Annotated in this window: 11 protein-coding genes; 4 read left to right on the forward strand and 7 right to left on the reverse strand. The window is 63.4% G+C overall.

Features of this window, described 5'->3' with window-relative positions; translation table 11 throughout:
• Positions 1-63: 63 nt before the first annotated feature.
• Positions 64-1,032: a DUF937 domain-containing protein gene (locus NKJ64_RS20520; protein ID WP_352463235.1), complete on the forward strand. Its 969-nt coding sequence runs from the start codon at positions 64-66 to the stop codon at positions 1,030-1,032.
• Between the two features lie 249 nt (positions 1,033-1,281).
• Here NKJ64_RS20520 and NKJ64_RS20525 read toward each other — a convergent pair whose 3' ends face one another.
• Positions 1,282-1,569: a DUF1127 domain-containing protein gene (locus NKJ64_RS20525; RefSeq protein WP_352463236.1), complete on the reverse strand. Its 288-nt coding sequence runs from the start codon at positions 1,567-1,569 to the stop codon at positions 1,282-1,284.
• Positions 1,570-1,747: 178 nt separating this feature from the next.
• On the opposite strand from NKJ64_RS20525, the gene NKJ64_RS20530 reads away from it, so the two are divergent.
• Entirely contained in the window at positions 1,748-2,704 is a 957-nt protein-coding gene (locus NKJ64_RS20530; RefSeq protein ID WP_023695095.1) for a LysR substrate-binding domain-containing protein, read from the forward strand.
• A 6-nt stretch (positions 2,705-2,710) separates the two neighbouring features.
• On the opposite strand, the gene NKJ64_RS20535 is transcribed toward NKJ64_RS20530, so the two are convergent.
• Positions 2,711-4,909, reverse strand: coding sequence for a bifunctional diguanylate cyclase/phosphodiesterase (locus NKJ64_RS20535; protein ID WP_023723354.1), 2,199 nt, complete (start codon positions 4,907-4,909; stop codon positions 2,711-2,713).
• Between the two features lie 91 nt (positions 4,910-5,000).
• Here NKJ64_RS20535 and xseA point away from each other — a divergent pair, with 91 nt between their 5' ends.
• The gene (gene xseA, locus NKJ64_RS20540; protein ID WP_352463237.1) at positions 5,001-6,662 is read left to right on the forward strand and encodes an exodeoxyribonuclease VII large subunit; all 1,662 of its coding nucleotides are present in this window, start codon (positions 5,001-5,003) and stop codon (positions 6,660-6,662) included.
• An 8-nt stretch (positions 6,663-6,670) separates the two neighbouring features.
• The gene (locus tag NKJ64_RS20545) at positions 6,671-7,789 is read left to right on the forward strand and encodes a DmpA family aminopeptidase (protein WP_352463238.1); all 1,119 of its coding nucleotides are present in this window, start codon (positions 6,671-6,673) and stop codon (positions 7,787-7,789) included.
• A 33-nt stretch (positions 7,790-7,822) separates the two neighbouring features.
• On the opposite strand, the gene NKJ64_RS20550 is transcribed toward NKJ64_RS20545, so the two are convergent.
• From NKJ64_RS20550 to NKJ64_RS20570, 5 genes are all read right to left on the reverse strand, one after another.
• On the reverse strand, positions 7,823-8,065 hold the full coding sequence (locus NKJ64_RS20550) for a DUF768 domain-containing protein (RefSeq protein ID WP_023670565.1): 243 nt from the start codon (positions 8,063-8,065) through the stop codon (positions 7,823-7,825).
• A 621-nt stretch (positions 8,066-8,686) separates the two neighbouring features.
• On the reverse strand, positions 8,687-9,580 hold the full coding sequence (locus NKJ64_RS20555) for a sugar phosphate isomerase/epimerase family protein (RefSeq protein WP_352463239.1): 894 nt from the start codon (positions 9,578-9,580) through the stop codon (positions 8,687-8,689).
• 66 nt (positions 9,581-9,646) lie between these two features.
• Positions 9,647-10,585, reverse strand: coding sequence for an ABC transporter substrate-binding protein (locus NKJ64_RS20560; protein ID WP_023670567.1), 939 nt, complete (start codon positions 10,583-10,585; stop codon positions 9,647-9,649).
• Between the two features lie 76 nt (positions 10,586-10,661).
• On the reverse strand, positions 10,662-11,654 hold the full coding sequence (locus NKJ64_RS20565; protein ID WP_023738261.1) for an ABC transporter permease subunit: 993 nt from the start codon (positions 11,652-11,654) through the stop codon (positions 10,662-10,664).
• A complete protein-coding gene (locus NKJ64_RS20570; RefSeq protein ID WP_352463253.1) occupies positions 11,651-13,147 on the reverse strand; it encodes a sugar ABC transporter ATP-binding protein in 1,497 nt (498 codons plus the stop codon). Before NKJ64_RS20570 ends, NKJ64_RS20565 begins: the two co-directional genes overlap by 4 nt.
• Between the last annotated feature and the right edge of the window lie 41 nt (positions 13,148-13,188).

Consider the following 13,188-nt stretch of genomic DNA (forward strand, 5'->3'; position numbering starts at 1 on the left):
CGCTTCAATCGAACATCGAAACGAACTAGGTTCTCCCTCGAGGATTTCCCGGAGGACAAACCGATGCCTACCTTGTTCGACATATTGGCGCAGGCGCAGAACGGCAACGGCATGCAGGCGCTTGCCCAGCAGTACGGGCTTTCCATGCAGCAGACGCAGGCGGCTGTCGCCGCTCTGCTGCCGGCCTTCTCGCAAGGGCTGCAACGCAACACCGCCGATCCCTATGGGCTAGGCGCCTTCATGACGGCGATGGCGAGCGGCCAGCACGCCAAATACTTCGAGGACGCGACCAGGGCTTTCTCGCCGCAAGGCGTCAATGAGGGCAATGGCATTCTGGGTCATCTGTTCGGCTCGAAGGAGCTGTCGCGCGCGGTGGCCAGCCAGGCCGCGCAGGCGACCGGCGTCAGCCAGCAGATCTTGCAGCAGATGCTGCCGGCCATCGCTTCGATGGTGATGGGCGGACTGTTCAAGCAGACGACAAACCAGTTGACCGGGGGTCAGATGCAGGCCGCCGGTGGCTTCGGCGGTGGCAGCAATCCGCTAGGCGAGATCATCGAACAGATGATGCGGCAGGCGGGCGGCGGGGCACAGCCTGCGCCGCAGCCAGCAACCAATCCTTACGGTGAGAACCCGCTGGGCAAAGTGCTGCAGGACATGTTCGGCGGTGGTGCTGCACAGCAACCGCAGGGCCGTTCGCAGCAACCGACACAGCCGCAACAGACGCAGAGCCCTTACGGCGACAACCCGCTGGGCAAGATTTTTGAAGAGATGATGCGGCAAGGCGGTGGTGGCGGCTTCGGCCTGCCCGGTGGGCAGCCGGCGCCGCAGCAGCCGCAAGCACCCCAGCGGCGACAGGCACCGCAGGAGCGCCAGGCGCCGCAACCGCAGGCCAATCCGAGCGGCAGGCCACGCAATCCGTTCGACGATATTTTCGGCAAGATGTTCGAGACCGGCGCCCAGCAGCGCGACGACTATCAAAAGGGCGTGGAAACGATCTTCGACCAGTTCAAGCGGGACATGGACCGGCGGTAGTTGGCGGTAGTTGGCGGTAGTTGGGCGCTGACCTTCGCGGCTTCGCAGCAAGGAGCGAAGCGACGCGGCGCAGACCGCACGATGACGACGGAGCTTTAAAAGAAAAAGCCCGGTCCTGGAGGAGGACCGGGCCAGTGTGCAGGCTGGCCGGCGGGGAACCGGCAGGGAGTGGGGAGCCTGCTATACTCGTTGGTCGCGGCGAGCCTGAGAAAGGTTCACGGCAACCGAAACAATGCGCCCGATATCACACTATCTGGCGGGCGAGAGATCTTCGATCGTATCGGCACGATCGCTCGCAATCGCACGCAGCTTCACGGTTGGATCGGCGCCGAACGGCACATCGATGGCGACATGGAGATCCGCGCGCGTCAGGCCGATATCGGCGAGTTCGGCGTCCGACATCTCGCCGAGGCGATAGAAGGCCCGGCGATTTTTCCAGGCCTGGTAGGCATTGAGAAGGGTGTTGGCCACGCGCGTCGCAACGGCCGGACGCGAGGTTATCCGCGAGGTCTCGGTGGCGAAATCAAACGTGGTCATGTCGGCCTCCTTCAGACTCGAACTGGACAAGACCAGGCGATCGGCGCTGGGGACAGCGGCCGTTCCGGTCTCGATTCACATGCCTTCATGTGGACAATGTGAATTTGCCACGCACCGATTGATTAATCCAACGAATGTTTCTAATCTTTAGCATCAACGCTAGTGATGGATTGGACCGATGAAAGCGCCACTCGATCTCGACCAGTTGCAGACCTTCATCTCGATTGCCGATACCGGCAGCTTTACCCGCGCGGCCGAGGAAGTGCTGCGCACGCAATCGGCGGTGTCGATGCAGATGCGCCGGCTGGAAGAGCGGATCGGCAAGCCGCTGTTCGAAAAGGACGGCCGCACCAACAGGCTGACCGAGGAAGGCGACAAGCTGCTCTCCTACGCGCGCCGCCTGCTCTATCTCAACCGCGAAACGCTGGCCGCCTTCGATGACCAGCGGCTCGAAGGCACCATCCGCATCGGCACCCCCGACGACTATGCCGACCGGTTCCTGCCCGAAATCATGGCACGCTTCACACGGTCAAACCCGCGCGTCGAACTGACCGTCATCTGCGAGCCTACGCCAGGCTTGGTCGAGCATATCAAGCGCGGCAATCTCGATCTTGCGCTGGTGACGCACAACGATACGCGCGGCCAGTCGGAAGTGGTGCGGCGCGAGCCGCTGCTATGGGTGACCTCGGCCAACCATGCCACGCACGAACAGGAAGTGCTGCCGATGGCCTTCGGCCGGCCGAACTGCATCTGGCGGCGCGCCGCCGTCGATGTGCTCGACCGGCAAAACCGCGACTATCGAATCCTGTTCACCAGCTTCTCGGCCACCGTCATCACCGCCGCGGTGCTGTCGGGGCTGGCGATCTCGGTGCTGCCGGAATGCGCGCTGCGGCCCGGCATGCGAGTGCTGGGCGAAGCCGACGGTTTTGGCGCCCTGCCCGACTGCCGCATCGGCATCATGCGCGGCCAGACCTCGCGTCCCGAAATCGTCGACGCGCTGGCCCGGCACATCTCGGAAAGCCTCGACAATATTTCCGTGCCGCTCGGCGAAGAAACGGGAAGCTTCGATTTCGCCTCGCTCGCCTTCGCCAAGATGAAGCGGAGCAAGCCGAACCAGATCCTGCCTGGCTGGTAGGAACGATCAGGCCGACGCTGCCGCCTCCGTCGTTGCGTTGGCCGACGACAGGCCGGGCAGCGCCACCAATTGCGCCGGCTCCAGCGGCGGCGACAAGAGGTAGCCCTGCAGCTGCTGGCAGCCCATGGCGACCAGCAGCGCCTTTTGCACCTCGGTCTCTACGCCCTCGGCGGTGACCTCGACCTTGAGCGCGCCGGCGAGATCGATCAGCGCCTTGACGATGGCGCCCGAATTGCCGTCGCCGTCGAGAAGCCGCACGAAGGAGCGGTCGATCTTGAGCTTGTCGATGGCATGGCGGCGCAGATAGCTCAGCGACGAATAGCCGGTGCCGAAATCGTCGAGCACAATGCCGACGCCCGACTGGCGCAAGGCTGCCAGAGCCGCTCTGGTGGTGTCGTTGTTTTCCAGGAGAACGTTTTCGGTGATTTCGAGCTGCAGGCGCTTCGGCGCCAGTCCGGTTTCGGCGAGGATCGAGGCAACCTCTTCGGCAAAGCCGGCGTCGCGCAATTGCAGCGGCGAGACATTGACGGCGAGCCACGGCAGTTTGGTCTTCACGGCGAAGCGGCAGGCTTCCAGCAGGGCCCATGCGCCGAGCTGCCCGATCATGCCGCGTTCCTCGGCGATGGCGATGAACTGCGCCGCCGGCAGTGCGCCATGGACCTCATGCGCCCAGCGGATCAGCGCCTCGGCGCCGACAATGGTCTTGCCGTCGCTGGCAAAGACCGGCTGGTAGGCGAGCTTGATACCGGTGCCGCCATTCAGCGCGCTGCGCAGCTCGCTCTCGACCTTGCGCTTGCGCAGCAAAAGGTCGTCCATGTCGCCGGCGAAGACCTGGTAGCGGCCACGGCCGTTCTTCTTGGCTTCGTAGAGCGCGATGTCGGCCTTGCGCAGCAGATCGTCTGCGTCGGCATCAGGGCCTGTCGACAAGGCTATGCCGATGCTGGCGCTGATAAAGACCTGATCGTCCATCAGCTTGAACGGCTCCTGCAGTTTCTGCAGCACCCTCTCGGAAATATCCTCTGCGTTCCTTACGTCGCGGACATCGATCAGGATCACCGCGAATTCGTCGCCACCCAGTCTTGCCACCGTGTCGACGTCGCGAACCGTATGCTGAAGCCTGGCCGCCGTCTGGCGCACGAGTTCGTCGCCTGCCGGGTGACCAAGCGTGTCGTTGACATGCTTGAAGCGATCTAGATCGAGATAAAGCAGCGCGACCTTGCTTTCATTGCCGGAGGTAAGCAAGGCACGCCGCAGCCTGTCCTCGAACAGTGCCCGGTTGGGCAGGCCGGTGAGCGTGTCGTGAAAGGCGAGATATTGCGCCTGGGCCTGGCTGGTCTGCAGCGCCGATGACGCACGGCGCAGACGCCGGAGCAGAAAGGCGAGCACGCTCGCCGCAACCAGCGCGGCCAGAGCCAGGGCCGGGCTGGCCTTGCCCACCAGCGTCAGGCCGGGCCGTTCCTGGTCCCAGGCAATATAGCCGAGGATGACACCCTGTTTGTCGATAAGCGGAATGGCAGCCGAGCCAAGCGGCTGAGCCATCGGCAGGAGATGCGCCCCCGCCAGCAGATATTTCTGCGCGATCTTGCCGATCACCGCGTCGTTGATGAACTCTATGGAGACATGCAGATATTCGCTGCCGGATGCCTGGGTGACGCGATCCGAACTCGGCACCAGAGGCATGACGCTGAGTATGGCAGGCTGACCGCCAAGCGAGACCAGATCGTCGGCAACGAATTTTGCGCCGGCCTGGCTTGCGTCCTTGCTCATCATCTGGCGCAACCTGGCGATGGTCGGCCGCAAAGCGGGTTCGTCCTCGCCAAAGACGGCAGGCGACACGACCTTGCCTTCGCGCATGGCGTGGACCGGCCGGTTGGCGTTGTCCAGCACATAGACCCGGTTGTGGCCGTAATACGAGTACATCCAGACGCTGAAATTCTCGGCCATCCAGGTCTGGTTGCCGGCCTTGGCGTTTATAACGGAATCATCCCAGACGGCGACGCTTTCCTGCTCGCGCTTTACCGCGGCGATCTGGTCCTGCAGGCCGTTGGCAAGGAAAACCTTCTCCCGCTCGAGCGAGACCCGGTCGGCCTGCATGGTGGCGTAAAGGCCGAAGCCGACAACGATGGCCAGTGCAAAAACGGCAAGCGTCAGCACCGTCAGGGTGACCTGGAACGTCAACGGGCTGCGTTGTTTGCGGGCGCTCATGCGTCCTCCTTGGCCCAGAGTCAATCAGGCCAGGCTTAAGATCAAGTTATGGAATCTTGACGCGGAGCGACAACAGCCGCTCAATCGGCCGATGAGCGACGCAGAATCCGAATCACGAACCAATGCCACCGAATACACGGTGAGCGAGATTTCCGGCGCGCTGAAGCGTACGGTCGAGGATGTCTTCGGCCATGTGCGGGTGCGCGGCGAAATTTCCGGCTATCGCGGGCCCCACTCTTCCGGCCATGCCTATTTCACGCTGAAGGACGACCGCGCGCGGCTTGACGCGGTGGTCTGGAAAGGCACGATGGGCCGGCTGAAATTCCGCCCCGAAGAGGGGATGGAGGTGATCGCCACCGGCAAACTCACCACCTATCCCGGCAAATCCAACTACCAGATCGTCATCGACAATCTCGAGCCGGCGGGCGCCGGGGCGCTGATGGCGCTTTTGGAAGAGCGCAAGCGGCGACTGCAGGCCGAAGGGCTGTTCGACGCCGGCCGCAAGCGGCGGCTGCCGTTCATGCCGCGCACCATCGGCGTCGTCACCTCGCCGACCGGATCGGTGATCCGTGACATCATCCATCGCATCAAGGACCGCTTTCCGCTGCATGTGCTGGTCTGGCCGGTAAGAGTGCAGGGCGAGACGGCGGGGGCGGAAGTGACGGCGGCCGTCAACGGCTTCAACGCGCTGGCCTGGGATGGAGCGATCGTGCCGCCCGACCTTCTGATCGTGGCGCGCGGCGGCGGCAGCCTCGAGGACCTCTGGGGGTTCAACGATGAAGGGCTGGCGCGCGCCGTCGCCGCCTCGCGCATCCCGGTGATTTCGGCCGTAGGGCACGAGACCGACTGGACCTTGATCGATCTCGTCGCCGACATGCGGGCACCCACGCCGACAGGTGCGGCGGAGATCGCGGTGCCGGTGAAAGCGGACCTCGAAGCGACACTAGCCAGTCTTGGCGCACGGCTCAAAGCAGCCACCTTGCGCAATTTCGAACGCAAGCGGCAGGCCTCGCGTGCGGCCGCCCGGGCACTGCCCTCACCCGACCAGTTGCTGGCGCTGCCGCGACGGCGGCTGGACGAGGCGGCCAGCCGGCTTAGCCGGGGGCTGATGGTCTCCACCGAAAGAAAGCAAGCTCGGTTCTTCGCCGTGAAGCTCACTCCGGCAACGCTGTCGCGGCGAATTGCCGAGGCGCGACGCACCAACGGCCGCAACCTTTTGCGCGCTCAAGGGGCGCTGCGCGCATTGGCGAGAGCCCGGCGCGCGGAGTTGAATCGTGCGGCGGATCAGTTGCCAAAATGTGCGAAAGCATCCCTGCAACGGCACAGGCAGCAACTGGCTTTGCTGCAAGGCCGCATTACGATCGAGCCAACGGCACGGCGGCAAACCGTGCAGAGGGATCTGCTGACAGCTTTGACGAGACGTGGCACGCAAGCGGTACTGCTCAGGCTGGAGCGACTGCGCGGCCGCATCGTCCAATCCGAGAGGCTGATGGCAACGCTGTCGCACAAGGCTGTGCTGGCCCGCGGCTTCGCGCTGGTCAAGGATGCCGACGGCGCGGTGATCAAACTGGCAGTTGATGTGGCGCCGGGCGCTGGCCTGCAGCTGGAGTTCGCCGACGGCATCGTAAATGCAGTCGCGACCGGCGACGCCGAGCGGGTGCAGGCCGTTGCCAAACCAGCGGCCAGCAAACCCGCCGCAAAGCCGACGGCCAGCAAACCGAAAGAGCCGGGCAATCAGGGCTCGCTTTTTTAGAGGACCGCATGACCGAACATGACCCGCATCTTCAAACGCCGGCGGGCAAGCCGCGCGCGCGTGCTTTCGGCATTGCCTTCGAGGGCACGCCGGGCGGCTTCAACGCCATCACCGATGTGCCCGGCGTATCGGTCGGCTATGCGACGCTGATTTCCGGCGAGGGTCTGCTCGAGGTTGGCACGGGGCCGGTGCGCACCGGCGTCACCGCCATCCTGCCGCGGACGTTGGCTGAGCTCGCCACGCCGGTGTTTGCCGGTGTCTTCAGCCAGAACGGCAATGGCGAGTTGACGGGGTCGCACATTATCGAGGAAGTCGGCGCCTTCAACCTGCCGGTCACGATCACCAACACGCATTCCTGCGGCGTCACCCGCGACGGCACGCTGCGTTGGATGCAACGCGTGCTGCCGGCGGCGCTCGAAAGCGGCTGGGGCCTGCCGGTTGCGGCGGAGACCTATGATGGTTTCCTCAACGACATCAACGGTCATCACGTCGGCTTCGAAGATGTCGAAGCCGCGCTCGACGGTGCCGCCGGTGGAGCGATCGAGGAAGGCAGTGTCGGCGGCGGCACCGGCATGATTGCCTTTGGCTTCAAGGCCGGCTCGGGCACGGCATCGCGCATCGTCGAGTGGCAGGGCATCAGGCATACGGTCGGCGTATTCGTGCAGGCGAATTTCGGCAAGCGGCGCAATTTCACACTGCGCGGCGCCCGCGTCGGGCCCGATCTGGTAGAGCCGGCGATGCGCGAAGGCACGCCGCGTGCCGAAAAGGGCTCGATCATCGCCATCGTCGCCACCGATGCGCCATTTCTGCCGCACCAGCTGAAGCGGCTGGCAAAGCGCGTGCCGCTCGGCATCGCCATGACAGGCGGCTTCGGCTACCACAGTTCGGGCGACATTTTTCTGGCCTTCACCACCGCCAATCCGCAAGCAGCACTTGCACCGTCGGGACGAACCGCAAACGCCGCTTACATCCCGGACGTCGATATCGATCCGTTCTTCGATGCGGTGGCGCAAGGCGTAGAGGAGGCGATCCTCAATGCAATGGTCGCCAATGAGGATATGAGCGGACGCGACGGCAATTTCGTGCCGGCGCTGCCGAAGGCCTGGCTGAAAGATCGATTTGGATAGAGGACAAGGCCTGGCGGCGCCAGGCCTGTTGCGTCACGGCTTGGCCGCGTTGCTCTGGTCGGCCTCGGCCGCCTCTTCGAGCCGCGATGCGATCAGTTCCTGGATGTCGCCGACTTCTTCCTGGATATCTTCCAGCGGAATGCCGACCTCAGCGGCCTTGGCCGCGCACTCCTTGGCGAGGGTCTCGGCCTGCTTCTCGATCTTTACCGGCGAGTGCTGGCAGTGGACCTTTTCACCGATCCATCCGCGCAAGAACTCGATCGCATGTTCACTCATACTGCTTTTCCCTGGCGGCTATGCCGGTTGGTAACCGTAAACGTCCGCACCCGGTAAAGGATGCATGCTGCCATTCGAACCGAGTCGGCTTCGCCCGGCAAGTTGATCTTGTCGGAGGTCCGAAGAGCCGAATGAAGGGAAGGGTTCAATGAGCACGTTCTGATTGTTTGATAGAGTGGTGCGTTGGCCGGGATCGGCATCGGCTCTATGCTGTTGTTCTTACGATCTTTTCCTGCTGTCGACGGCCGATTTGTATCACAATAGGGATCACAACGCGTAACACATTTTCTGCTGCTTCGTGGTACACTGCCACAGCTACACGGTCGAAGCCGCCGCTATATAGTGACATCATTATGCGATGTCGACTCTATCAGCCATCCTGCTTCTTTCCGCCGCGCTGTGTCAAATGTCATCCCCGTCCAGTATGGGGATTGGATGGCCCCGGAGGGCGTATGAAGATGTTGATTTTATTGCGTTTCGTGGGCCAAAATCAGAAAGCTCTCGTCAGCGTCACCCCGCTCGACTGTCTCCGCCACACTCAGCGCCTCCGACGTCGATTCCTTGCACGTAAGGCGCGGGCCGGATGAACGACAACATCGGCGCTTTGGCAGCGCGCTCCTGCTAAGGACGATGTCTCGATGCGACAAGCTCTGCCTTGCGCTGCGCCGTCTCCAACCCGATTGCGATGAAGGCGCGCGCATGCCGGGCCAGTTCCATATTGTCGGCCCACAGATTGCGCCAGATCGCGGTCTTCCGTGACAGGTTCTCGTCGACGATCTTCGACGAGAAGGATTCAAAGCTGAGGTCGTCCCTATAGCCGATTGCGGTCAGCGCATCGAAGATGGCGGCAAAGTCGATATTGCCGGTGCCGAGGAAACCGCGATGGCTCTCGCCGATATGGACATAACCGATCTTGTCAGCGGCATGGCGGATAGCCAGTCCGACATCGGCCTCCTCGATGTTCATGTGGAAGGTATCGAGATGCAGGAAGATGTTGTCGGAGCCGGTGTCCGCGATGAAGGCCAGGCCTTGTGAAGCGGTGTTGAGAAGATTGCTTTCGAAGCGGTTGACGATCTCCAGATTGAGCGTGACGCCGGCGGCCTTGGCCGTCTCCGCAACCTTCGCAAGTGTCCCCGCGCTGCGGTTCCACTGATCGCGCGTCGGCGCCTGCGTCTGCAAGCCGTGGCTGGTACTGAGGATGCCGCCAATCTTCTGGCCGCCGAGATCGCGGGTGAGCGCGATCGTCTCGTTGAGGATCTTGACGCCGCGCGCGGCAACCGCCTTGTCGGCACTCGAAATGTCGCCGTCGGCCGGCAGGCCGATGCTGATCGCGACGCCGAGCTTGAGGTCGGCGATGCGCCTGGCCAACCCGCCAACGTCGACATTGGCGGGGTCAAGATAGGAGAACTCGATCAGGTCGAAACCGGCCTCCTTGGTGTTGCCCAGCGTCCGTTCGAGGTCGCCTTGCTCCGAACTCGCCGACCAGACGAAGGAATGAATACCGATGCGCGACATGATCGTCTCCCGTTTCTGGAATTGAGATGCGGCCGGGTTGCCCCGGCCGCATCGGCCTTGGGAGGCTTAGCGGGCCGCGGTCCAGCCCTTGTAGTCTTTCAGATTCTCGGCCGTGATCAGCTTCGGGTCGAGCAGCACGGTCGGCTCCGCCGGCTTCTTGCCGGCAAGCAGCTCAGCCGCCATCGTCAGCGACTGGCCAGCCATCACGTAGGGATCCTGCGAAGCCGAGGCCTTGATCATCGAGGTGCCGGAAGCGAGTTCCTTCTCGATATCGGGAGCGCCATCCACTGCGGTGAAGATGAACTCCGAGCGATTGAGCTGCTTGGCCGCAAGCTGGGCGCCGATCGCCGTCGGATCGTTGATGGCAAACACCGCATCGATCTTGTCGAAGCGGGTGAGCAGCGACTGGAAGACCTTCAGGCCGCCGTCGCGCGAGCCTTCGGCATTCTGGTCGTCGGAGAGGATCTTGATGTCGGGGTGTTTTGCAAGGACGTCCTTGCAGCCCTTCACCCGCTCCAGGATCGACGACGACGCCGGGCCGTTGAGGATAACGTAGTCGCCCTTGCCGCCGGTGTGGTCGACCAGATACTGGCAGGCCTCTTCGCCGGCCTTGACGTTGTTGGTCATCACGGTGACGTCGGCGCCTGGCGCCGAAACGTCGAAGGCGGCAACGACGATGCCCGCTGCTTGCGCCTTCTTCACCGCCGGGCCGATCGCCTTGGCATCGACCGCATTGAGCATGATGACGTCGACGCCGGCGGCGATGAAGGAATCGACCTGAGAGACCTGCTTGTTGAGGTCGTAGTCGGCCGACACTGACGTCACCTCGACCTTCGGGTTGATCTTCTTGGCCGCGTCCTCGATGCCCTTGATGGTGGCGACGAAGAAGGGGTTGCCGAGCAGGCCGACCGAGATGCCGACCTTGTTGAGGTCCTTGGCCGATGCGGGCGCGATGGCGGCAGCCGCGAGTGCGACGCCGCAGAGCAGTTTAGCGATGGTCTTCATTGCTTTCCTCCAATTGCCCCGCGCCTCTCACGGTGCGTTACACAAACCGGTCGTTTACGCCGGCGACCAAGGTCAATCACGTTCTCGCTCCTGCCTGGAGCCTGTAGCGGTCGAGGGCGACTGCCACGATGATGACCAATCCCTTGATGATGTACTGCCAGATGTCCGAGACACCGGCCAAGATAAGCCCATTGGAGAGCACCGCTATGATCAGGCCGCCGATCAGCGTGCCCCAGATCGAGCCGACGCCGCCGACGAAGCTGGTGCCGCCGAGAATGACCGCGGCGATGGCATCCAACTCGTAGGACTGGCCGAGTTGCAGCCCGTTGGCCGCATAAAGCCGGGCCGCTGACATGGCGCCGCCAAGGCCGGCCAGCAGGCCGGAAACGCCATAGACAAAGAGCAGCACCAGCGGCACCTTGATGCCGGTCAGCCGCGCCGCTTCGGCATTGCCGCCGACGGCATAGATCCAGGTGCCGAGCACGGTGCGCTTGAGCACCAGCCAGGACAGCACCACGACCGACAAGGCGATGATGACCAGCCAGGGAACGCCGAACAGCGTACCGTTGCCGATGAAGTCGAACGGCAGGTCCGAGTTGAACACCGTGGTGTCTTGGCCGAGCAGGCGGGCGACGCCGCGCACAGCGGTCAGCGACCCCAGCGTGACGATGAAGGGCGGCAGTCTGATATAGGCGATCAGCAGCCCGTTGATGACGCCGAAGCCGAGGCCGACGAGAATGGCCGCCGGCACGCCCAGCAGTCCCCAATCAGGCACCAGCGACACCATCACCGCCACCATCGCCGAGGCGGCAAGTATCGAGCCAACGGACAGGTCGATCCCGCCGGTCAGGATGACGAAGGTCATGCCCGCTGCCAGCACGATGTTGATCGACGATTGCTGCATGACGATCAGCAAATTGGTCTGGGTGAAGAAGCGCGCGTTCATCAACTGAAAGCCGACCGCCAGCAGGATCAGGATCGGCAGCATACCAAGGGCGGCGAAGGCGGTGCGCAACCGCCGGCTCCTGCCGACAACCTGGCCACTGATCTCGGTCGCCTTGTCGGTCATCCCTTGGCCGCTCCCGTTGCAAGTTCCATGATTGCTTCCTGGCGCAGCGGCTGGTCTTTGGACGCCGTAACCTCGCCGGCAATCGTGCCGTCGCGCATTACCAGCACGCGGTCGGCAACGCCGATCACCTCCGGCAGTTCGCTGGAGATCATCAGGATGGCGATGCCCTTTTTGGCGAGATTGTCGATCAGCCGGTAGATTTCCGACTTCGCTCCGACATCGACGCCGCGCGTCGGTTCATCCAGGATGACCACTTGCGGCTCGGTCTCGAGCAGGCGGGCAAGCAACACTTTCTGCTGGTTGCCGCCCGACAGCGAACCGGCATTGGCCTGTACCGACCTGGTGCGGATGGAGAGATCCGAAACGGCAGTGGCAGCACGTCTCTCGGCGGCTTTGAAATCGCGCAAGCCGCCGGGCCGCGCATCCCTGGCCAGCACGCCCATGCTGATGTTGTCGGAGATCGACATGTCGAGAAAGAGGCCGAGCTCCTTGCGGTCCTCGGTGAGATAGGCGATGCCGGCATTCAGTGCCTCGCTTGGCGAGCCGATGGTTACGGGCTTGCCGTCGAGTTCCAGCGTGCCGGCGATGCGTCTGTCGGCACCGAAGATCAGTCGCGCGAGTTCGGTGCGGCCCGAGCCGACAAGGCCAGCCAGAGCCAGCACCTCGCCCTTGTACAGTTCGAAGGAGCAGTTCTTCAGGAGATTGCCGTCCGCCATGCCGCGCACCGACAAGGCGACCGCGCGCTTGTTGTCCGGCGGGCGATGATCCTTCCTGTAAAAAGCGGACAGGTCGCGGCCAACCATCATCGAGACGAGGCGCGAGGCGTTCAGCTCGGCGCGCTCGAGTGTGCCGACATAGCCGCTGTCGCGCAGCACGCTGACACGGTCGGCCAACTGGTAGACCTCTTCCATGCGGTGGCTGATGTAGATGATGGCGATGCCTTGCGACTTCAGCGTCGCGATGACCTCGAAGAGACGGTCGGTCTCGCGCGAGGTCAGCGAGGTGGTTGGCTCGTCCATGACGATGATGCGCGCGCTGGTCGAAAGCGCGCGGGCGATTTCGACCAGCTGACGCTCGCCGAGCGACAGGCTGGAAACCTGAGCCCGTGCGGAGAAGGACACGCCGAGACGCTTGATGATCTCATTGCTGCGCCGGTAGCACTGGTCGCGGTCGACGATGCCGAAACGCCTCGGCTCATTGCCGAGGAAGATGTTCTGCGCGACCGTCAGGTTGGGCGCCAGCGACAGTTCCTGATAGATAACCGCAATGCCGTGAGCCCGCGCCTTGATCGGGTCGCCGGTGACGACCGGCACGCCGTCGATCAGTATCTCGCCGCCGGCATCAGGCCGATAGGCGCCGGACAGCACCTTCATCAAAGTCGACTTGCCGGCACCGTTTTCACCCATCAGCGCATGGACTTCGCCGGAATGGACGGTCAGCGACACGTCCTGCAAGGCGCGGACTGACCCGAACGTCTTCGAGATGTGCCGCATTTCCAGCACTGGCTGGCGCGTGACTTCGGCCTGAGCAGCGA

This window comes from Mesorhizobium sp. M0062 (assembly GCF_040323125.1).
Taxonomy (GTDB): Bacteria; Pseudomonadota; Alphaproteobacteria; order Rhizobiales; family Rhizobiaceae; genus Mesorhizobium.